The 21,781-nt window shown below is 53.8% G+C and carries 20 protein-coding genes; 8 read left to right on the top strand and 12 right to left on the bottom strand.

The features are described from left to right. Both ACVWVP_RS28135 and ACVWVP_RS28130 read left to right on the top strand, forming a co-directional pair. Positions 1-393 (top strand): SMI1/KNR4 family protein, encoded by a 393-nt coding sequence (locus tag ACVWVP_RS28135; RefSeq protein WP_259172861.1) that lies wholly within the window; start codon positions 1-3, stop codon positions 391-393. After that, positions 390-572, top strand: coding sequence for a hypothetical protein (locus ACVWVP_RS28130; RefSeq protein ID WP_457409268.1), 183 nt, complete (start codon positions 390-392; stop codon positions 570-572). Before ACVWVP_RS28135 ends, ACVWVP_RS28130 begins: the two co-directional genes overlap by 4 nt. A gap of 255 nt (positions 573-827) precedes the next feature. On the opposite strand, the gene ACVWVP_RS28125 is transcribed toward ACVWVP_RS28130, so the two are convergent. Next, entirely contained in the window at positions 828-2,369 is a 1,542-nt protein-coding gene (locus tag ACVWVP_RS28125) for a M10 family metallopeptidase C-terminal domain-containing protein (RefSeq protein ID WP_457409266.1), read from the bottom strand. Between the two features lie 383 nt (positions 2,370-2,752). Here ACVWVP_RS28125 and ACVWVP_RS28120 point away from each other — a divergent pair, with 383 nt between their 5' ends. The 3 genes from ACVWVP_RS28120 (at position 2,753) to ACVWVP_RS28110 (ending at position 5,645) form a co-directional block, all read left to right on the top strand. Further along, a complete protein-coding gene (locus ACVWVP_RS28120) occupies positions 2,753-4,405 on the top strand; it encodes a vWA domain-containing protein (protein WP_457409264.1) in 1,653 nt (550 codons plus the stop codon). Positions 4,406-4,482: 77 nt separating this feature from the next. Next, positions 4,483-5,055, top strand: a complete 573-nt coding sequence (locus ACVWVP_RS28115) for an RNA polymerase sigma factor (protein WP_178919329.1) — start codon at positions 4,483-4,485, stop codon at positions 5,053-5,055. Continuing rightward, positions 5,052-5,645, top strand: a complete 594-nt coding sequence (locus ACVWVP_RS28110) for a hypothetical protein (RefSeq protein WP_457409262.1) — start codon at positions 5,052-5,054, stop codon at positions 5,643-5,645. The genes ACVWVP_RS28115 and ACVWVP_RS28110 overlap by 4 nt, the downstream gene beginning before the upstream one ends. A gap of 244 nt (positions 5,646-5,889) precedes the next feature. Here ACVWVP_RS28110 and ACVWVP_RS28105 read toward each other — a convergent pair whose 3' ends face one another. Continuing rightward, positions 5,890-6,111: a hypothetical protein gene (locus ACVWVP_RS28105; RefSeq protein ID WP_060767852.1), complete on the bottom strand. Its 222-nt coding sequence runs from the start codon at positions 6,109-6,111 to the stop codon at positions 5,890-5,892. A gap of 123 nt (positions 6,112-6,234) precedes the next feature. Next, positions 6,235-6,972 (bottom strand): hypothetical protein, encoded by a 738-nt coding sequence (locus ACVWVP_RS28100; RefSeq protein WP_457409260.1) that lies wholly within the window; start codon positions 6,970-6,972, stop codon positions 6,235-6,237. Between the two features lie 1,448 nt (positions 6,973-8,420). On the opposite strand from ACVWVP_RS28100, the gene ACVWVP_RS28095 reads away from it, so the two are divergent. From ACVWVP_RS28095 to ACVWVP_RS28085, 3 genes are all read left to right on the top strand, one after another. Further along, a complete protein-coding gene (locus ACVWVP_RS28095; protein ID WP_177078697.1) occupies positions 8,421-9,137 on the top strand; it encodes an HAD family hydrolase in 717 nt (238 codons plus the stop codon). Positions 9,138-9,630: 493 nt separating this feature from the next. Then, positions 9,631-10,731, top strand: coding sequence for a metallophosphoesterase family protein (locus ACVWVP_RS28090; protein ID WP_457409257.1), 1,101 nt, complete (start codon positions 9,631-9,633; stop codon positions 10,729-10,731). Positions 10,732-10,832: 101 nt separating this feature from the next. After that, positions 10,833-12,986 (top strand): hypothetical protein, encoded by a 2,154-nt coding sequence (locus tag ACVWVP_RS28085; protein WP_457409254.1) that lies wholly within the window; start codon positions 10,833-10,835, stop codon positions 12,984-12,986. 351 nt (positions 12,987-13,337) lie between these two features. On the opposite strand, the gene ACVWVP_RS28080 is transcribed toward ACVWVP_RS28085, so the two are convergent. From ACVWVP_RS28080 to ACVWVP_RS28040, 9 genes are all read right to left on the bottom strand, one after another. Then, positions 13,338-15,077: an ATP-dependent nuclease gene (locus tag ACVWVP_RS28080; RefSeq protein WP_457409252.1), complete on the bottom strand. Its 1,740-nt coding sequence runs from the start codon at positions 15,075-15,077 to the stop codon at positions 13,338-13,340. Between the two features lie 462 nt (positions 15,078-15,539). Continuing rightward, the gene (locus ACVWVP_RS28075; protein WP_457409318.1) at positions 15,540-15,719 is read right to left on the bottom strand and encodes a hypothetical protein; all 180 of its coding nucleotides are present in this window, start codon (positions 15,717-15,719) and stop codon (positions 15,540-15,542) included. Between the two features lie 94 nt (positions 15,720-15,813). After that, a complete protein-coding gene (locus tag ACVWVP_RS28070; RefSeq protein WP_457409249.1) occupies positions 15,814-16,656 on the bottom strand; it encodes a chromosome segregation protein SMC in 843 nt (280 codons plus the stop codon). Positions 16,657-16,754: 98 nt separating this feature from the next. Beyond that, a complete protein-coding gene (locus ACVWVP_RS28065) occupies positions 16,755-19,643 on the bottom strand; it encodes a DUF927 domain-containing protein (RefSeq protein WP_457409247.1) in 2,889 nt (962 codons plus the stop codon). After that, positions 19,640-19,912 carry a DUF3077 domain-containing protein gene (locus ACVWVP_RS28060; RefSeq protein WP_178912076.1) on the bottom strand — a complete coding sequence of 91 codons (273 nt, stop codon included), beginning with the start codon at positions 19,910-19,912 and terminating at the stop codon, positions 19,640-19,642. The genes ACVWVP_RS28065 and ACVWVP_RS28060 overlap by 4 nt, the downstream gene beginning before the upstream one ends. Beyond that, positions 19,909-20,193 carry a hypothetical protein gene (locus ACVWVP_RS28055; protein ID WP_122737035.1) on the bottom strand — a complete coding sequence of 95 codons (285 nt, stop codon included), beginning with the start codon at positions 20,191-20,193 and terminating at the stop codon, positions 19,909-19,911. Before ACVWVP_RS28055 ends, ACVWVP_RS28060 begins: the two co-directional genes overlap by 4 nt. 527 nt (positions 20,194-20,720) lie before the next feature. Beyond that, positions 20,721-21,026 carry a hypothetical protein gene (locus ACVWVP_RS28050; RefSeq protein ID WP_457409245.1) on the bottom strand — a complete coding sequence of 102 codons (306 nt, stop codon included), beginning with the start codon at positions 21,024-21,026 and terminating at the stop codon, positions 20,721-20,723. Next, positions 21,023-21,283, bottom strand: coding sequence for a helix-turn-helix transcriptional regulator (locus ACVWVP_RS28045; protein WP_457409242.1), 261 nt, complete (start codon positions 21,281-21,283; stop codon positions 21,023-21,025). Before ACVWVP_RS28045 ends, ACVWVP_RS28050 begins: the two co-directional genes overlap by 4 nt. 92 nt (positions 21,284-21,375) lie before the next feature. Next, positions 21,376-21,624 carry a helix-turn-helix domain-containing protein gene (locus ACVWVP_RS28040; RefSeq protein WP_116079674.1) on the bottom strand — a complete coding sequence of 83 codons (249 nt, stop codon included), beginning with the start codon at positions 21,622-21,624 and terminating at the stop codon, positions 21,376-21,378. Positions 21,625-21,781 lie beyond the last annotated feature (157 nt).

Below are 21,781 nucleotides of genomic sequence, written 5' to 3'. Positions count from 1 at the left end.
ATGAAATATGAACTGACAGAAGGGCAGCTCAACCCTCCCGCCGAGCGTGAGGCCATCAATGAGGTGGTGAAGGCCCTGGGGTTTTCACTGCCCGAAAGCTACCTCGATTTTTTGAGAGCCCATAACGGTGGCGAAGGCTTTATCGGCGACAACTACATCATTTTCTGGTCGGCTGAAGAGCTTGAAGCATTCAACCGGGAATATGAAGTAGCCACCTACGCGCCCGGCATCTTCCTGTTCGCTTCTGATGGCGGTGGTGAGGGCTATGGTTTCGACATGCAAGACGTGAACAAGCCGATCGTGCGTATGCCCTTCGTCGGTATGGAGCGGCAATACGCTGACGTGGTAGCGCGTGATCTGCCCGATCTTTTTACTCGGTTGCCCCAGCTATGAGTGACCAGAAAAGAGCGCCGCGCCCCAAGGGAATGGAGCTGTTCGACATCACCCCGATTATTCTGGGGGGTGACCCTTCCAGCCCCGAGAACAAAACCTGGCTGACACGCCAGCAGCACTTTGAGGCCGTGCGTTATTGGAACCGAATCATCAGTGATCTGCGCAAAAAGCTTCCTTGAAGCGCTGCAGCCTGCGACCCCTTTCAAGGATGATGATGTCTTGCCTATTGGCGGGTTGGGGCTTGGTCTGTAGTGAGCGGGCTTGCCCCGCGCTGGGTGGCGAAGCCGCCCCAAAAAGGCCGCCGCGTCGTATCAGGTAAAACGCGGCGCCTGGATTTAGGGCGGCTTCGCCGCCCAGCGCGGGGCAAGCCCGTTCACTACGTCAGAGCAGAATGATGACGAACGTAGCGCCCGTGGTGATCACCGTGCTTGCAATCACAGCTTTCGGAGGCGGTAACTGCTGCGCGGCAACGGTGCGCCAGGCTTGGCCTGCACGAGGTCTTCGGGGTTGACCCGCCCATGGGTGTTGATCAGCAGGTCGGCGTGCCTGTCGCCCGTGAGGTCGATGGAGACGCTGCCGCGCCCGGTCTGTTCGTCATACGCCAGAACGCTTTCGCCGGCCTTGCCGCTGAAAGCTGAGGTGAAAATCAGTGCCGGTACGTTGGCTTGCTGGAGGGCGCCGCAGACGTCGATCTTGTCGGTGCCGCTGGTGAAGTCCATCAAGGTGTCGGATTGATCGGGCGTGGAGTCGCTGGCGTGGTTGTAGACAAACGTATCGGCGCCGCCGCCGCCGCGCAACCGGTCTGCGCCACCACCGCCGGTGAGCCGGTTGTTCGCCGCATTGCCAATCAGCGCATCATCCCCTGAGCCACCGATGGCGTTTTCGATGATGCAGCCTCTGGCGATCGAGAGGTTACCCTGCAGGCCTCCCACGTCGGAAAACGCGCCGGCCTTGAGGTTGAGGGTCTGGTTGGAGCGGTAGCCGGAAAAATCCAGGGTGTCGTTGCCCGCCCCGTCCCATATGCAGGCCACGAAGCGGTCCTGGGCCGATTTCAGCGTGTAGTAGTCTCTTCGAGTGTTTGAATTGAAGCCGTAGGTGTTGTCTTCCTTGCGGGTTTGATAGTTGGCACCGTAGTGCTTCTGGATGGCTGCGATGTCATCCATCATGGGGGCCTTGGGTTTGGCGCCCAGTTCCTTGCCGCTGCTGCGATCCCCGAAGTAACTCATGACCGTGTGGGCGGTGGAGTCCTGGGCATAGACGCGCTGGCCTTCTCTTGCTCGGCCGTCATAGTTGCCCGGATGTCTCAAACCGAGAGCGTGGCCGATTTCATGGGTCATGACGACGCGACTGACCATGCCCCGGTTGTAGAGGGTTTCGCCGCCGCCATGCCCGTACGGATTCGGGTAGGTGCCTTGTGCCCTGGCGATAAAAGGTGAAATACCGAACGTCAACCGGCCTTCGGCCGGGCCCCCATTTTCGTGGAATTCCAGGTTGGCCACATCGGCCCAGGATTCTATCGACCGTCGCGCCTCGTGTTTCTGTGCCTCGTTGAACCCGCTGTTGTAGAACGAATAGGAAATCTCGGTCACGTTGTTCCTGTTGCGGTCCTGCCATGTCAGAACGTGCTGGGTCAGCTGAGTGACGGATTGTTGTTCGTCGAAAGCGCGCTTGTTGACGTGGCTGACGTAAGGATCTTTCGGACGCAGGGTTGGGTCCTGCCCATCCCAGTTGCGTCGGGTCGGTTTGTCCGGATTGCCTGAGGGGGCACTTCGATCAAGTGTCAGGGGCTGGTGGTCTGGCCGGGGCATAGGGCGAAAAAATGGTTGGATGAATGGTCGGACGAAGGGATGGCTGATGAACGGGTGAACAAAGGGGCGAAAGATCAATGGCACATTGAAGGGCCGGAAGAAGTGCTGTGCCGTCGGATGGCGGATGAACGGCATGACGAAACCGGTAAATCCAGAAGGTATTCTCATGTGAGGAATGTTCCAGGGAGTGCTTGTTTTTATCCTTGGTCAATGGCGTTGGGCAATATCCTATTGCGAGGATTAAGTTGGCAGCGCCAAGTGCGGGAGCCAATGATTTAAATGTTTCTTGAAGGGCTATCGGGGGGAGAGGTCGCATGCTGTTGCAGATGTGTTGTTTGAATGTAAATGCAGTGCTGTGACCGAGGTATCAATCTAGAAGGGGTTCCAGAAATTTGTATGCGTGCACGTTTCGGAAACCGGTGGCGGGAAATTAAAAGATACACACATGGGCTTACAGGATCGCCCTCGAAAGTAAAAAGGCCTAACCCGAACCGAAGGCACCTTGCGTCTGATGCTGTGTAGGCATCATTTATCCGCGAGGTCCTGTCGCCATGTCCCCTCTCTCCACGTTGCACCTGCGCCCCTTCTTCCAGGGCTTTGCCGTCGTCTCGTTGATCGCCCTTGCCGGGTGCGGGCTGTCTTCTTCCCGCGAAGTGGCCAAGCCTGAAGCGGCCGCCGTCGCAGCGCCCCTGTCCGAGTTGAGCAGTCAGCCGGTGCAGGGCGCGCTGGTCAAGCGCATGGCGCTGCCGGCCCCGATGACTGCGCGGTTGATGGCGCAAGACTCGACGGCAATGGCGTACCGCAGCGAGCCTCGCGAGCAATACGCCAACCTGCCGGACAACCCGGTGCACCGCGTGGCCGAAACACCGGTCTCGACCTTCAGTGTGGACGTCGACACCGGCAGCTACGCCAATGTGCGGCGTTTCCTCAACGAAGGTCGTTTGCCGCCTGACGGCGCGGTGCGATTGGAGGAAATGGTCAACTACTTTCCCTACGGCTACGCGCTGCCCACGGATGGCTCACCCTTTGGCGTGACCACCGAAGTGGCGGCCACACCGTGGAATCCAGACACGCAACTGCTGCGCATCGGCATCAAGGCGTCCGACCGTGCCGTGGCACAGCTGGCGCCGGCCAACCTGGTGTTCCTGGTGGACGTGTCCGGCTCCATGGACCGCCCGGAAGGCCTGCCGCTGGTCAAAAGCACCTTGAAGTTGCTGGTGGATCAACTGCGTGAGCAAGACCGTGTGTCGCTGGTGGTGTACGCCGGTGAGTCGCGCGTGGTGCTCAAGCCTACGTCTGGCCGCGACAAGGCGAAAATCCGCAATGCCATCGACCAGCTCACCGCCGGCGGCTCCACCGCAGGAGCCTCGGGTATCGAGCTGGCCTACCAGATGGCCCGCGAAGGTTTTATCGACAACGGCATCAACCGCATCCTGCTGGCGACCGACGGTGACTTCAATGTGGGTGTCAGCGACTTCGACAGCCTCAAGCAGATGGCCGTGGACCGGCGCAAAAGTGGCGTCTCTCTCACCACCCTGGGGTTTGGTGTGGATAACTACAACGAGCACCTGATGGAACAGTTGGCCGATGCGGGCGATGGCAACTACGCCTACATCGACAACTTGCGCGAAGCCCGCAAAGTGCTGGTGGACCAGTTGAGCTCGACCTTGGCGATTGTTGCGCGGGACGTGAAGTTGCAGGTGGAGTTCAACCCGGCACAGGTCAGCGAGTACCGCTTGCTCGGCTATGAAAACCGCGCGCTTAAGCGTGAGGATTTCAACAACGACAAGGTCGACGCGGGTGAAATCGGCGCAGGGCATACGGTAACTGCGTTGTATGAAATTGTGCCGAAGGGCAAAAAAGGGTGGATAGAACCGTTGCGCTACGCCGGTGAGCCTTCTGCGTCAGGCTCGTCCGCGGAACTGGCCATGTTGCGCGTACGCTACAAGCCCGCTGCGGGGGGCGAGAGCCGGTTGATCGAGCGCCCGATCGGCAATGCATCAGGCAAGGCCAGCGACGACCTGCGCTTCTCGGCGGCCGTGGCCGCCTTTGCCCAACAGCTCAAGGGCGATGGCCGCTACACTGGGTCCATGAGTTTGAGTGACACGGCGGCATTGGCACGCTCGGCCCGGGGCGATGATCCCTTTGGCCTGCGCAACGAATTCGTGCAACTGGTAGAGATGGCCCAGGCCCTGAAACACTGATCTTCAACACACCGCCCACCTGTAGGAGCCGGCAAGCCGACTCCTACAAGGAATACCGAAAGGAGTTCGTCACCTGCATGGCTGTCCCAGACGATTCACCCAGCGACGAAGCGCTGCTGGCCCGCTACCGAACCGGTGAGGGGGCCGCGTTCGAGGTTCTGTACGCGCGGCACCGCCAAGGCTTGTACCGGTTCCTGGTGTCCCTGAGCAACAAAGCCGAACTGGCCGAGGAAATCTACCAGGAGACCTGGCTCAGCCTGATCCGCAGCCACACCCAGCCGCAGGGCCGGGCGAGCTTTCGCACCTGGCTGTTCCAGATTGCCCGCAACCGCCTGATCGACTACTGGCGCAAGCACGGCATTCACAACCCCTTGCACGACAGCTACGACGAGCAACTGCACGCCCAGGCCGACGACAGCGCCGGTCCCGAGCAGCAACTGAGCCTGAGCCGCGACCAGGCGCGCCTCGACGCTGCCCTGCAAGACTTGCCCGAAGACCAGCGCGAAGTCTTCCTGCTGCGCCTGCACGGCGACCTGGAAGTGCCGCAAATCGCCGCACTCACCAACACCCCGCTGGAAACCGTGAAAAGCCGCTTGCGTTACGCCCAGCAGAAACTGCGCCGCCTGCTGGCCGAGGAGATATCCCCATGACCGACTCCCGACATATCCCAGACTCCGACGACGTGCTGCTCCAGCACTATCGTCAACACAGCACCGGCGAGCCGCCTGCGTCCCTTGATGCCTTCATCCTCGCCACGGCCCGCCGCGAAGCCCCAGCCCCGCCGCCCAGCTTTTGGCAACGCTGGCTGCAGGCCTGCCAACGCCCGCGCTGGCAGATGGCATTCGCCACCGTGGCCGGCCTGGCGCTGATGATCGGCGTGGTGATGCGCTCGCCCGTGCCACAGCCGGAAATCTCCACGGCGACCTTCTCCGCGCTCCACGAAGAAGCCGCCCGCCCGGCGCCGCCCCCGATGTCCGCCCCTGCGCCCGTGGCACGCCTTGCCGTTGCACCGAAGGCCGAGAGTGCGCAAGTCATGGGCTCGATGGCGGATGAGTCAAGCGCCAGGCTCAGCAAGCGCGCGCCGGTGGCGTTGCCTTCGTTGGAGGAGGGTTTGCGGGAAATTATGAGGCTGCGTGAAGCAGGGCAGGCGAGGGCGGCGGATGAGAAGCTGCTGGCGCTGCATGCGCGCTTCCCTGGGGAGGATTTGCCGGCAAGGTTGGAGGCGTTGCAGAAGCGGTGAATTGACACCCACAAAAAAGCCCCAGGTCTTTCGACCTGGGGCTTTTTCGTCTGTATCTGGTGCCCCGGCGTCGTTTGAACTGGGCAGTCATGGGCCCGTATCTATTGGGTCTATTTGGTGGTTGGCCGGTTAGGCATACACGTGGGCATACACGGTGCTTCTTTCTGGCCACAGCTTTCGTGGTATCCCCGCAGGGTCAAGCAACACCAAGTCGCTAGTGGTGTGTTGCCATCCAGCTGGATAGTTATTTCTTTGTCCGACCTTCTGCCGACAGTGAGGCGAGGGCAAGGGTGATGAATCCTGCGTTCCCATCCAGAGTGTCCAGCGTCCCTCGAATGTTCTGTGCGACTTCTGTCGATCCTCTTTGCTCAACCCAGTTCGACAGCTCCTCGATAGCAGCCCCTAACGCCAGCTGGTTTTCGTTCATGCGCTTTAGCAATGATGCGAGCAGCGAGATATCCTCCATGAGCGTTCTCCAAGGCAGGGGCATTTGAAGCGATATCCACATACCCCATAAATGCTGGTGACGTGTACCAGATGATCCTCAAGGGGGGGCACGAGAATCCTTGTCCATACACGGGGATCTAATTCACTTGTTCGATTTCGTTTTTGGCTCTTCGGCACGCAGGTCCGTCTCGCGAATGACTCGACCAGTGCTTCCATCGATTTTGAAGACCGTGCCGTTAACAAGCAGAAAGGTGTTTTTGGTATCTGCCAGAATCAGGTGGCCTGTGAGCTTCTGACCCTTGTCCGTCGTAACGCTATGGATAGTCTCCAATGCCGTAGGTACTGGTTGCCCTGCGTACTCACCGAATTTTTCCAAGCCCATATTCACGCCTTTCTTAACACCAGCTGCTGGGGCGAGAAAAACTACAAACATAGAAAAGCCGATCCAGGTCGAAAGGCCAATAATCACCTGTGCCTTCAGTCGTTTTGTGATGAGCCCGATGAAGATCGCAGCAACGCCAATAAACAATAGCGCAAGAAGGGCAGGTCCAAAGATGGGGATTCGACTTGCTGCGGTCAAAGCCCCGGTGAAAATATTCACGTAGCCGTAGAGCAGCAGGGTGGGTGTACTCAGTGTGAGTTCGTTTGTATCGATGCCGAATTGCTCGTAGTAAGCCAGTAGTACCGAATATCCAGTGACTACGAGAGCCGACTGTAAGAACACAGCACCGTAGACGACCAGCTTGAAGGCTAGGTCTGTATTTGTTTTTACCTCTTGGGGATCGGCTGGCACCTCACGAACGGGATGCAACGGAGGGATAGAAATGTTGATCGGTGTCGTCAACTCTACCTTGACTCTTTTTTCTCTATTCCAGAACACGGCACTTCCTTGTGAGCTATCGAGAGGGAAACATACTCAGTCAAGGCGTTTCTAGCTAGGGGGATCAAATGAAAAGCTGCCGGGGACCCTGGGAAGGTGACGCTGGTACGGGGCATGAAACCCGCGGGATCGAGTTAGTGGGAGGTGCCGGAAGTTACTGAAATTTCAATCGTTGAAATTGAAAGGATCTTGAAGGAAAAGGGCCATCGTTACAGCTTCGGTAAAGGTGGCTGTATCTGTTGCTGATAGTGAACACCTGCGTGGCGTCAACCATGGTGATGGGTGTCAACCACGTCAACCTGTCAACCAACTTAAAAAATCCAGCTGCTAACACGAACGCGCGGGTTTTCTACCCCGTACCTTCAAGAATGCTCCAGGGTCCCCACTATCGAACCAAAGCCAAGAGCATGACCCATCTCGCTTCGCTGGAGGAGCAATACTAATGGGGCTAGGGGATACCCTAATAAAACCGTGTTACGGGTGTTACGCGTGTTACGGAAATATATAAGTATATGATTTTAAATGATTTATATGGCGTTACACAGCTGTCATTGGTTTGTCGACATGCGTGTTACATGGCAAATAGGTGTTACAGCAATAAATGCTCTGGGAGGAGCGGTTTGTGATGATCAAGGCGAGTGTTATCGAACTATGGGCTTTCGCTTAGAAGGGCGGCTACCGGCCGATTCTGTTGAAAAAGTCGGCTTCGAATTCCACGCCAAAAAGGTACGCGCCTGAGATTGAAATCTGAATTTTTGGCAGTATGTTCAGGACTCGGATTTCACGTAGCAGCGTGCAACAGAGGTGTTTTCATCCGTCAATATTCGAGTGTTTTGGGAAAACCGACTTTTCAACACAATCGACCCAAAGCAGCCATCCATGACAGGGTGCTTTCGGCCAGAAGCAGCCGATAGGATTAGACTACATCGAAGTCTTGTCAGAGATTATTTGTATGCTGATTGAGTGCCAAAGGTGCAGCCAAGGTTACGTTCGAGCAATGCGGGTGCGCTCCACAAATATTTTGCTGTGGGTGTGCGAAGAGTGTGAAGCAACGTGGACGAGCCAGGATGAGGTGAGTGCCAGTAATTTTGAAGACTACGGTACGTTAATGGCCGGCATTGGGCGCAGTTGTTTATGGTCAGAATTGGAGCCACAGTGAAAAATTCGTTACCGCTTACATTTCTGTCAAATGTCCGCTTTGGGTCGATCGCAGCTCTGTCTGCCAGGTTGCTATCGGCCAGAAGCGGTCGGTCGCGGTAGTCGGATTATGACGGGTGGCCGCTGGATGGCAGAGGCAACAATATTTGGCATAGCTGTTGATCCGCGAACACTTGGCCATGAACGCAGAGTACCGTTTTCACTGATTCTCTGTGTTTCATGGGTCTTAGCCAAAGCGGCAGTTTTCTTGCTATGGGAGAAGGAATCTATGGCCTTCATGAGGGAAAACCATGTCGCCACAAGCCGTTCTTTTCGACCTTGACAATACCTTGACCCATCGAGCGCTCAGCATTGAACAATATGCCCAGCGTTTTCTTTCGGATTACGCTCATGCATTGACGCGAAGTGTAAGCATTGCTGAAGTCGCGAAACTGATCGTGACTGCGGACAATGGCGGTTACCTACCAGCAGGCTCGCCTTACCCAACAATTCGTGAGGCCGTTGGCCGAACATTGGCGGAGTCGTTGCGCTGGACTGCACCAATGGCTATGAACCTGTTGGTAGACCACTGGACAACTCACTTCGCAGCCTCTGCGGTTGCTATGCCTGACGCTGAGGTGCTGCTGCAAGAGCTTGGGCGCAGAGGGATTGCCTGCGGTGTGATTTCCAATGGCGCCGAACGCTCTCGACGAAGAACCATTGAGGCTCTGCCGTTTAGCAACTTGATTCAAGTGGTCATTAGTTCGGAAGCGTTCGGGTACAGCAAGCCGTCACCTGAAATTTTCAAGGCGGGTGCTGAAGCACTTGGCTACCTACCCGAGCAATGTGTTTTTGTCGGGGATCACCCTCACAACGACTATCAGGGCGCGAGATCGAGTGGGATGCAAGCCGTTTGGCTCAAGGGGTTTCACGATTGGCCCAAAATCTTACTAGAGCCCACTTGCAGCATTTACTCGCTGAGTGAACTACTACCACTGTTGAAGCACATGACGCCTAGCCCAGAGTAGATACTTCTATCCTAGGTGTCCACTTCTGGCCGATCGCTGCCAGTCGCCACCGGCTGCGATCGGCCAGTAGCGCCCGTTCTCGGAGGACAGCTACCGGCCATAACAAGGTATTTAACAACCGTTACCCCAAGCTTCCGCCAAGGCCTCGCCGCAAGTGTTAGGTAGATAAACGAGCATGGAGAGATGCTAAGCCTGGTTGAATCTCGGAGTATCACGTGTATCAGGCGCCACCCTTTCACATAAGCTTCTGGGAGACAAAACGCATCCTTCAATTTTTCACAATGCTTTTCTGAGGCTTGGCAGACAGACCGTCCCCTAGCGCCCACCGACTCTCCACAGCGCGCTCTGAACAACGATGGCAATCAGGCATCATGAGCGATACTATGCCAAGCCTCAATTCGATTGAATTTTGCGTTATATGCCCGAAACCTACGACAGTTACGGACTGAGCGAAGGCAAGTAACAAGGAAATGTTTTTTTTAGGGGTGAGCTTATGGATACTGTTGCCACGTTCAGTTGGCTTCACGTTAGTGATCTACACGCAGGAATGAAGGATGCATCCCATCTCTGGCCGCAGATAAGAACGCAAATTCTAAAAGATTTAAGACGCCATCTCGTTGAACACGGAGCTATTGATTTAGTTGTGTTTTCCGGCGACTTGACCCAGATGGCGAAGGAAGAAGAGTTTGCAGCTGTTCTTAGCGATCTAAGGGAGTTTTGGGCGGTATTTTCTGAATATGAAACGTGCCCAAAACTGGTCGTCGTTCCCGGTAATCATGACCTGACTCGCCCCGCCGCAGACTGCTCCCTTCTAATGGCGGTCGAAAACTTTAGAAAAAGATCTAGTGTTAGGGATTCTCTAACAAAAGATGATGGCAGCGAATATAGAAAAGAACTGAATGCCGCTTTTTCTAACTATGAGAATTTCATCACTAGTCTAGAGAATAGTGAGATACCCCTTGCTGCAACTAGCAGAGGCATATTTCCGGGCGACTGCGCTGGCGTCATAGAAGTAAATGGGCTACGGGTTGGTATAGTTGGTTTAAGTAGTGCTTGGTCTCATCTAGAACAAGGCGATTTCAAAGGAAAACTAGAATTTTCCGACCTACAAGTCAACGCCGCTGTTGGTGGAGACATTGAGAAGTGGTCGTACGCGAACCATATCAATTTACTGGTTACCCATCATCCAAAAGATTGGCTAAATCCAGATGCTCTCAAAGACTTCCAGAATGAGATTAGTCCCTTAGGCCGTTTTGATGCTCACTTGTTCGGTCACATGCATGAATTGAGCACGAGGAGTTACGGATTCGGCGGCCAACAAGTGAAGCGAGAATACCAAGCAGCCTCGCTCTTTGGCTCCGAACGGGATTCTAACGGGACAATCACACGCCGGCATGGATTCTCTATCGCAAAGATTGACGCCGAAAGGGGATATTTGAGCGTCTGGCCACGAAAAGTTGATCGGATCAGTGCTGGTGGGTGGCGGGTAAATATTGACTTTGTCGAACTACCTGATGGCGGTGATGTAGCGGAAAGTCCAATCAAGCTCAGAGAGCTTGCCTTTAGCTCCAAAAAAAAAACTTTCAACGTCTGAGCAGTCGGCAATACGCTCTGGCTCCTGCTGCTCCACCGAACGAGTTCAGTACCAGTCGCTGGAGGAGCAAGCGCCATAAGCTTCCTATCCCCAAGCCTCATATGGAACTTGCTTTCCCTAAAACTGACTTTGATAACTTTGGTTGCATAGCCAAGAACGACAAGCTTACCTGGCTAGTCTCACCATGGGATATTGATGGGGAGGCATTTCTTTCCTGCGCTCAAAAGCAAAATCTGATTCCAGAACATTGCTACAGGATCGACTGTCATAAGCTAAACGACTTTCCATCCTTCATAGAGGCACTGCAAGCAGAGCTTGGGCTATCTGAATCCGAGCTACATTATTTACTTGCTCAAGAGCAAGAAACCGCCATAATTTTCGACCATATACAGTCCGGTAAATATTCCAGTGGTCTGAGCATATTTAGTGAGATTAGGAATTTTAGCGAAGCACTAGTTAAGCGTTGCTCAACTATTTCAGTTGTACTTAAAACGTCGCACGATATAGCGAATGCTGGACTAGAGCCAATAATATTAAAGCCCATGGATGAAGTGGATTGTGGTCGCTATGTGCTCTCGCACCCACTCAGCTACCGAGTAAATGAGATCGATCTCGCCAGCGGCGAAATTTATCTCGTCACTAAAGGCTCATCGCTGGCTATTGATAGACTTCTAGATAAACTTGAGTACATGAACCTCACGGACATGGCAACGGAGACGTCTGAAGCTGCGTTAAATGATGTTTCGATTGAGGATATTCCGGAAGTCCTGGTACATCAGATGAGTCAGTTTGAGGGGCGCGAAGGCGACTACAGTATTGACCTGCTTAAGTGCCTAACAATTTTTCCATTCGGCGAAGATATTTCAAACCTAAAATATTTTTACAAAGATAAAGCAATTTATCCAAGAGTTGGTGGGCCTTTAGTAAAAGCTGGACTATCCGAAGGCCTCCGCTTCTTTATTTTTCGCAACGAACCAGCAGTGCTGCCTAAAGTAATCGTAGCAAAAAGTTTAGTCCAAGATTATCTAAGGCTACACATGACCAAAGAGGAATACGAAGGGCTTACCACTAACGCTCTCAATCTATACTTTGGCTCCGACTGGTCTATGGGGAAGCCTAAGCTAAACAGCAATTTCAATCTAGATAACTCTAACTATTCGACATATGCCATACGGAATGCAAACTGCCTACTTCGCAGGGTCTACAATGATGCAATTGCAGCTAAAATCCCTCGAAAAATCCAAGACAGCCTTACTTTGTTAAGTTATTACGTGCGACGATTAATTTCAGCCCATCAATACCGACACGTGATATCCCTGTGTCATGCTTTATATAAAAAATTACATTCTCAACGTGACAGCCACTTTGTAAAAGATATTCTTTATGCCTATGGTAAAAGCCTACGCATGGTGCGCGAGTTTCAACGATCCATTGAGGTTATGACCGAACTTCTGATGGCCAAAGTGCTGACCATTGAATTTGAAGCGAAGATCTACTCGGACATAGCCTTAAACTATGATGAGCAAAATGATAAGCTCAATGCATTAAGCGCAGCAAAAAAAGCTTTGGAATATAGAGATGAGGGGTCAATTTATTTTCACGCGCAAACTATCATTATCTGTAACAGCGACAAAGGAAATAAAGAGAAAAAGCTAAAAGACTTGAAAGCTAAAAGCAAAAACAAGCGTTGCTTCGTTGCTTCGAATAATATATCAATGCGTATACAGAGCATGTTCGGCGTCGATAATGACGCGCGAGAGACATTCATGTCAATTGCTGAGGCAGCAAAAAAAACAGGGGATATTTACAATTTTATCCGCGCAACAATTCGCTATTCGGCTGCAACTACCGCGGAGCATATTGCTCTATCCGAAAAGGAAATGAGTAACCTGTTCTTTGCATATCATGTGGTTTTCAGTCAGAGGCTCATTACTCTATTCAATGCCAGCCATGCAGCACTTTGGTCTGAATACGAAAGGCAGGGTGAAATACCTATGCTGATTTCCCTATTTAAACAGGGGTCATTTATATTTAGAGGGAATATCGACGAAGGGCGAGAAAGAGCGTATCTTTCTCGCTTATTAAACGGAGAACTAATACCCATGCAAGTACTTTTTTCCAATATAACGAGAGAGGACCGTGATTTCTTAATTGAGCGGGTTCGAGCTTTAAGGCTAGGTCGAGTAACAGAGAGCGGCGGAGCCTTTTCATTAATTCGAGAGGAAGTTGGAAGTCCGAAATTAGTTTTGACGTAACGCTTCGGCGGGGATAGGTGCGATTCAGAGCTTTATGCAAAGAATACTGGAGCTGTCTGACCGAGTAAAACGGCCGCTCCTATCTACTCGATAAGTGTCTCATCATGCTGCGTGTTTACGTTAAATCTGAAATTTATTTGCCCGTCAGCAGATGTGGATTTCCATAGAAGCGCGATTTCTAGTCCGGTTTTAAGTAACTGTCGCGCTGAAAAACGTTTTTACACAGCCTCGGCCGATTGCTGCCTGTCGTGAGGGGCAGCAAGCGCCCAATAGCTGCCAGTCTAAGTCAACATGCGCTCGTGTAAATTACCCCTACCCATCGAGGAAGTTCATGGGTAAGGGCAGAGTACCTTACGCTACTAAGTCTTCGACTTTTTTCCATTCAATACAATTCTCTGGCTTTGGCTTGCCAGGATCCAAGAGGAAATCCAAAAGCTCCTTAACTTTGGCCGCCGCTTTGGGATCGTTTTGAATTTTCACGAACGCTCGATACGGCTTTTCGTCTTTTTCTTCACGTCCAAAAAGTGCTGTCTCAAAGCAGGTTTTACAAGCGATTAGTCGAATTTTTCCCTGCGCATGTTCCAGATCAAAAACCGATTGGATAGTTCTATTCATCCCCCAGGCAGGGTTAGCCTTTCCTTTGGCTGTCTCAGGTGCATCGGTGTCGTGCAAAATAGTGAACTGTTTAGAAAACTGAAGCAGCACTTTCGCGACTGAAGGGATAATACCCTTGCCGCGAGCGCGAATGATTTGCACATCCTTGTACTCATCGATATACATATCTCTTATTATAGAGAAAGCTGTATATTCAGTATCGCCTTCAACAATTACTTGTCGACCACCAAAGAAAAACTCATTAAGGTAAGGGTCGCAGATATTAAGCATCTTCAGATTTTTCTTGTCATCATTGTCCAGCTTTGCTCTCTCCGGGCGAAATAACGTGGTGCTTTCCACATTTTCATTCTCACCACGGAACACCCTAACTATTGTCGTGTTATCTCGAGATAGATCGATAAATATTGGCGAATGAGATGTAATCATTACCTGCCAATTACCGCTTTGCGGTAGGTCGTAAAGTACTGCGCGGGCCTCTCGAATAGCTGAAGGGTGCAAACAGATCTCTGGCTCGTCCATAAGCAAAACGTGTGGCCGAGCACCTTCGCCGTCATTTACTTCTGAAAGATACTTCAATGCCGCCCATAGTAGTGTTCGCCGGGCTCCGCTTCCCTGATTTGCGATGCCCGATAAGTATCCATCCTTTGGCCCCATTAACAGATCTGTAGTGGCCTTAAAGGGCGTATAAGCCTTTTCGATATCCATTTCAGGTTTAGCGTCAAACATGACATGATGATTGGGGAATAACTTGTCTAGATACTTGGAGATCTCGGCCTCAATTACTTTGACCTCCTTATCTGTCGCTGCCACTGCTTTTGTTTGCAAGTCTTTGATTTTTTCAATTACTAGTTCATAGTCGGATTTTTCTTGCTCAGGGTTGCTTTTTATTTTTATTAATTTATCTTTTAATAATGAAGTTATCAGTTTTGAAATTTCAGTGGCTTGGTCATCGGGAGAAGCGAAAGCATCAATCCTATGAGGTCTTGGCCTTTTTGAGTTGGCTATATTAGGCGCCCCCCAAGGGACTTGTTTATCCCAACTTCCTTTCTGGACGTCCCACCCTTGGCGAATAGGATCTTTGCCAGGGTTTTCCCAAGTCCATTGTTCCCGGACTAAATACTCGTTATTTGGCAGCAATCCTAGCCAGCGGTCTCCAGGGGCTTTATCAAAAACTATCGTCTGCAGTTCAATATTAGGAAGCTCTTTCACATCAACCATGCCGCTCGGAAAATCTTGAATAGTCAACTTTCCGTCGTTTGATCCATGAGACATAACTTTTTCATACGCTTTCAGAATGCTACTTTTTCCAGCATTGTTTGCACCAACGAGTACAACTATATCGTCAAGTTCTATTTCGACAGGTTCAGAGCTGATAGACCTGAAGTTTCTAATTATTAGTTTGTGTAGGCGTGGACGAGGAGAATCTGGTGTGGTTAAAGAAACTGCTTCCAAAACAGCTGCTTGTTGTTTTGCCATTTTGCAATCCTCAGATACGGTAGTGATCCAAGGCCACGTCTACGCTCCCTGTAGATCAACAGCGATCGTGGCTCCCCAGTCATCAATATGTCAATTTAATATCATTCACTGACCTTCCCATCCGTCGGGTAGGGCTTAGGAATCACGCCACATATTTTCGAACTCGTGGTATGTCAGCTTTTGGCCTAGGCTGTGTAAAAAGGTTTTTGATCATGTCAGGTGCTCAAAACCGGACTGGAAATCGTGTTTCTACGCGAAATCCACATCTGCAGACGTGCCGATAAATTTCAGATTTAACGTAGACGCGGACACTTCAATTTTGGCGAAGCGCTTTTACACACTCTGGGCCGTCAGCGGTAATAGGCCCATAGCCTCCACAGATCAGACGCCGAGAAATCTGAAGCCTTGTTTGTAATGGGAGGATCTAGCGAAGCGAAAGCTGTTTAGGCTTCCGCTTTTTTATTATCCCTCCTTTCTTTTAAGCTGAAGATCAATGAAATCAAGTTCTGCCTTGATTGCATCAATCGTGAGCATCTCAACTTTAGTTTCTTTGATTCCTTTTGCGTTGAGCTTTTTCATTCCGGCCATGCCGACAATTATTCCGTTCAAATGCAGCTTTCGGGCCTTTAGGTAATCAGGCATCTGAGCACTGTTCAGTGGTGGTTTATTCATGGTTGGGCCGATGGTAGGACCGAAACAGCCTGCCTTTCTCAGGCTGCTTCGGGGAGGGATCAGGTTAGGCCGCCAGCAGGTCAAGCAGGCTGTGTTGGTGTGATCGTTCTGCAACTTCTCCGAAGGTCCAGCTTCCGAAGTTTTCACCTTGCTCAGGGATTTCCAGTTTCAGCAGCGCAACCGGATCACGATTAATCAGTTTGCGCGCAGCCCACAACTTGCCCCCGGTCTCTAACAGTGCTTTGGCGGCCTCATTCCATTGTTCTTCCAGAACAGTATTCGCCAGGTGAGCCGCTTTGTTCTCGATTTTGGTGCGTTCTTTTTGTGCCTCCGTGATGTGCAGGTCAATCGTCACCAACTCTTGCTCCAGAGCCGTGATGAGCAGCTGTTGGCGGCGGTGATGCTCAACCGCCGCCGTAAGGTTTTTTGCTGCCTTTTGAGCTTCGGCGTTAGCGGCTTTCTCGCCTTCCACATCGCCCCAGGCGACAGCCTGCGCATAAGCGGTGGCTGCGTCCGTTTCAGCTTGTCGAGCCTTTGCCATGTCTTCCTGATCGTTCTGGCGGACTTGCTGCAACCTGGTCTCGATGCTGCTTCGCTTTTCGTAAAGCTCCATCTCGTCGGCTTTCCAGTTCGCAATGCCGCTGAGGTAACCCGCAGCCAGGCTCTCACGGTTCGCCAGAGCCTCGAGGCGATCGATTTTTTGATTCAGGCGATAGATCTCATGATCTCGTGAGTCGATGCGTCTTTTGTGATCGTTGATTTCATCTTGCACTGCCCGTTGACGGCCCTGCTGAATAACCTCCGGGCTTTCCAGCGCCTCTTCGAAGGGAGCCAGGTCACCCTGAATGCTCTCCACTTCGAGGGACAGTTGGTCGCGGCGGTCTTTCAATTCTTGGATAGTGTTCATCTGTATTGTCTCTGGGTACTGCGGTTAAAAGGGATGGTTGTCGAGTGGCTGGCGAGGCCGGTAATGAGCCGGCGCTACCTCTATCAGCAGGCATGCCGTCAGGCGGCCTTGGCCTCGCCTTCATCCGTTCCTGGAACGGTCCTCACCACGTAGCAGCGTTGAGGCCCTAATCCGGGCAGGCGAATCAAGCTGTACGCCTTTCCGTCGGTTCCCGGCTCGAGCACGCCCCGTTGCAGCAGCTCCTTGTTCACCGCACTGATATTCATGCCCTTGAAGATTTCGGCCCTCCAGGCTTCTGGCAGCACGTAGTAGGTGTTGGTGGTGTGCAAGGCGTCGCCCATGCCGTGCTCCATCGTCTTGCGAAAGCCCAACCGATCAATCGTGCGTGGGCCGTGTTCGTCGATCTTGGCGGCGGCAGATTCCCAGCGCGTAAAGCGGCTTTCTCCAAAGCGCTCGATGACCTGCCTCAGCCGCGCCAAAATCGCATCGCCCTCGAAGTTTCCGGCGCCTCCGCGTTCTGCTAGCCACGCATGCAGACACACACGTGCGGCGGTCGTGGCCGTGCCATCAGGCCAACCGGTGACGCCGAAGGCGGTGGCCAACTCTCCGGCCGCTGCTGCGAGGCCAAAGCGAAGGGCGGCACGTTGGGCTTGACCACTGGCCGATGCGGGTAGGTTTTGGTTGATGAACTGCTCCACCGTGCGGCGAACGATCACCGACCACCTGAGCATTTCTCCTGGCGCGCATAGTGCGTGCAGGAAGGCGGTGAGGGGCGTGCCGTAGTATTTGGCTACACGGGCCTTGAGGGCATCGGAGAGGGCGGCAGCGTCCTCAAAACCGTTAAGCACATCGAACATCCCGAGGCCTTTGCTGGCATCCGCAGGCACGGCGAGCATGCGCACCTCCATGCCCGCTTTCAGCTCCTTGTTGGCATCCGCCATGTGCTGCGCCAACGTCTTTTCGCCCGTCGAGAGAAACAGCAAGCGCCACTCCTGCACCTGTCGGCCAGCTTGTCCTCGATCATTCGCCCGGGCCTTACCGGTGCCGTTGCCGAGCATGTAGACCGTCTCGCCGATAATGCGCGGATCGCACATGCCTATTTCATCCAGCACCAGGAGGCCGTCTGAGTGTGCAGCGGCGATGGACTCCAGGGCGTTATCTGTCGAGCGCCACGAACGCACCAGACGCGGACCGCCATAGACCGAGGCGGCGACTTGCAAGTGTGTGGTCTTGCCGCCTGAGCTGTCGCCGTAGAGGTGGAAGCCGCCCGACTCATGTCCGAGCAGGTTCAGCAACGGTCCTGCAAAGGCCACAGAGACGACAAACGCCAAGCGATGGTTACCAACGCACAGTGCGCCGATTTGCTGTTGCCACTGCGCCAGGGAGCCCGCTTCGCTGATCGGTGGCAGCTGTGCACCTGCCTCATAAAAATGCAGATGTTCAGCGTGCGAGCCGATCTGCTGTTCGGGTAGAAGGAAGGCGTTGTCGTGCCAACCCAGGCGCGTCACTAAACGTGCGCGCTGGGCGCTGTCGAAGCCTCCGAGGTAACTCTGCAGGTCGTTGCGTGCGTTGCGTCCTGATCGACTTCCTGCAAGGCGTAGCCCCATGTCTACCAGTGGCCCGAGTACGTCTTTGCCGAAGTCGCCGGTCATGGTCCTGGCTGGAATGTTCCAGCGTTTTTTGGCGCCGTCCGGGTCATCGAACTCGACCAACAACCCCCAGTTGTGGCCCTTGTCGTCGCGAGTACGGGCGATGATTTCGAGAGGCGAGCACACGGGGCGCGCCTCGCCATCATCGCCGGAATAAAACACCCCTTCAGACGTCAGGCGAAAGCCGCCCGGCAATAGGTCATTTTTCGATTTCGCAGGGTGTTTGGCGGGCGCCTTGGCCTTCTGTTCTTGAGGTTCAGTTGGCTCAGCGGCACTGCCGAAAAACTCACCGCTGCGCACCAGCTCGGCAACGTGGGCAGCGGTCCAGCCTTTGGCTAACGCATCCGCTGCATCGTCGCCGTCTGCCCATTTTCCACCCTTGATGAGCGTGGACTTTCCGCCTTTGCTGCTGGGCTTGAGCTTAAATACGTCGAGCGAGATTCGTTGTACCGAAGCGACGCCCAGCTCAATCAACTTGAGCTCAATGGCGTCCATGCAGGCCTTGCCGCTGGCATCGTTATCCGGCCACAGCACCACCGTGCGCCCTTTGAGTGGCGTCAGATCGGCCTTGTGCCAAGAGTTGGAGCCGTTCGGCCAGCAGGTGGCTACATACTCCGGCATCAGTTCAGCAGCGGCGTCAGCAGCCTTTTCGCCTTCACACAGCACCACAGGCACGTCGGTACGCTGTGCCAGCTCATCCAGGCGCAGCAATGGCCGAGGTTCCGGCAACCCTTGCCAGCGCCATTGTGTGGTTTGCCCATCGGAGCGCTTGCACCAGGTCAGCGGTGCAAAGACCTTCCTCGGTCTGCCGTCTTCATCTGGGCCCAGGTCGAAGCGATACAGCGCCATGACTGGCTGGCCCTGAGCATCGCGATAGATCCACACCTTGGATGGAACACCGTGTTGCCGGTGCTTGGCAGGACACTTGTTCATGGCCTCGACCGGGATCGGCTGAATCGCGATCCACTCCGGCGTTGCGTTCTTGGTCGGTGCGCTTTTGGTTGTCGCTGAACCTGCGGAAACGCTGAGCAGATCCGCCAGTTTTTTGCACGCCTCAACGTCCGTGCCGCCATCGATATAACGCACCAGGTCGATCAGGTCGCCGCCCTTATCGCCGGTGGCAAAATCCGCCCAGGTGCCTTTGCTCAAATTTACCTTAAGTGAGCCCGCACGTTTGTCCGTGCGCGTGGGATTCGGTGCGGTGTATTCCTTGCCGCCATCAACACGTTTGCCGTTTGGCAGCCAGTGAGTAAGGACGCGTTCGATATTTTTCAGGGCGGCATTTTTTACGTCGGCAAAGCTCGGACGTTTTGAGTTGTGGCCAGTGCGATGAGTCATGGTGTGGTCCTCGACTCAAGCAACGCCTCGTTCACGTCGTCGATCAGTGCTTTGGCCATCTCGCCGAGGTAGAACGCAGGCCAACTAAAACGCTCGCCCGCATCGCTGATGGCGGCGTCGAGGATCAATTGATTAGCGTGGTGCAGAATCTGGGAGACGGCTTCAAGTGCGTCCTCTAGCGGGATACCGGCATTTACTCGAAACAGGTTTTGGCCGTTACCGTTGGCAGGGGAAAACTCGGAGCGTCCAAGCGTGCTGGAGTGGGTCACAGCGCACCGCCTTTCTGGCCCATCGGCACAGATGTGGCATCACCGTACATGGTGAGTGTTTTGATCAAGCCCAAGGTGCCGCGCACGTCCCAAATAACGGACGACAGCACGCGGTTGGATAGCAGGGGTTTATCCCCGTCTAAGTGGTCCTCCAGCAGCATGAGAACGGAGTCGGCACGGTCGAGCGCACAGGTGATGGCGTCGATAGGCAGACCGGCTTCGGCGTCCGGGCTGACGCAGAGTAGATCCTCGGGCAGTGCAAAGCCTGGGAGCATGCTCATTGGGCACCCCCTGCGGCTTCCAGGGCGCGAGCCTTGGACATATGGGCGTTGTAACGGGAAAGGCGTGTAGCGAGGCTGGAGTTGGCGTGTAAAGCGGCGAGAGCCATTGCTCGATGAGCGGCGGCGCGAATTTTGGACGGATTGAGGGCAGGCATAGGTGACACTCCAAGTTTGAAGATGGAGCTGCCACTGATCGTCGCCAAACGAATTAGGGTGGCAGCTGTGCGCAGGTTGGCGAACCGGGAACTTGGAACCCGGCAGACCCGAAGGTCTCCCACGCACAGCTGCCATAACACGAAACGGCAGGCACAAAAAAAGCGCCTGCTGTCGGATGGGGCGCCTGTGCGCCAAGTAACTCGGGTCGCCAAACCCGGTCGCTGAATTTGCAGCGACGAGCAGAGGGTAACGTCCGTTTTTTGAAAGTGCAACTGTGCATATGGCTTGCGGATTTTTTCGATGCGGCATAAATTGATCAGGCATGTAGATTTACCTCAACGCCTCCGGTTGCCGCCGGGGGCGTTTTCGTTTCAGGCATTTGCTTGCCAGCGCAGGGAGAGCAGTGGGAGGAAGTCGCCGTCGAGGCAAGATCGTGCATCTTCGTAAGCGTCGATTTGTTGCCCTTCATCTACGATCACTGCACGCGGGGCTTCGTTGGGTACTGACAGTGCGCACCAGGTGCCGTCAGCCCATCGCATGACTAGAACTACTCGATTCAAGCGTTTTTGTTGCGTTCTGTGACGCTCAAAACGTTGCATCCACCGCGACGAGAAACCGACTTTTCTGAGTACAGAGAAGGGCTGCAAAATGGCCTTGTTAGCGACACGATTCGTCATGCCGCCACCCGGTCGCGGGCCGCGATACGCGCCCGTGTCCAATTCAAAATTTCGGCTAATACCCAAGCGACCGGAGCCCCACGCGCATTGCTGTCGGTGAGCTTCACCGCTTGCGGAAAGCCGCTCTCTGGCTGGTTCATAAGTTTGTAAACCGTTGCGCGGCCGATACCTGTCAGGGCTATAACTTGATTGATGCGTATCAGCGTGGCGGCCGGATCGAACTGTCCCAGTTCCGTATGAGGCGCGTTGAACGGCAAGCATGCGGATCCGCTAGGGGCCTTTTGGTGACTTTCTCGTGGAGTGGAGGGGGCAAGCCCCGCAACTTTTGCAGATTGCTTTGGGGCGCTCATCAGGTCCTGTCTCCAGCGGTTTTTGCAGGTGAGCGCAGTTGGGTTTCAAGCCACGCGACCACGTCTTGGGAGCGATAACGAACCCGAGACCCGGTTTTGATATAGGGAAGTGAGTTGCTGCGAGAACTTCGCCAGGCGGCAAGCGTTCGGCTGGACAGACCTAGTGCATTCGCGACTTGGTCGGTAGTGAGCAAACAAGCAGGGGTGAGAGAGGTGGTGGAGTGGTGTGAGGTGTCGTGAGGCTGCATAGCGCGTTTCCTGTCGTAGTTCGTACAGGCCCCAGCTATGTAAACGATTTTCTATTTTTTAAAAGTTTTATTTTTATAGCTTTCGGCGCGGGTTTTATGGATAAGGCAATTTAATTGAGCAAGATCGCAGCAAAGTTTCAGTTTTTTTCGGGGCTGT

The organism is Pseudomonas sp. TE24901 (genome assembly GCF_054058375.1).
This window is presented reverse-complemented; position numbering and strand designations above follow the sequence as displayed.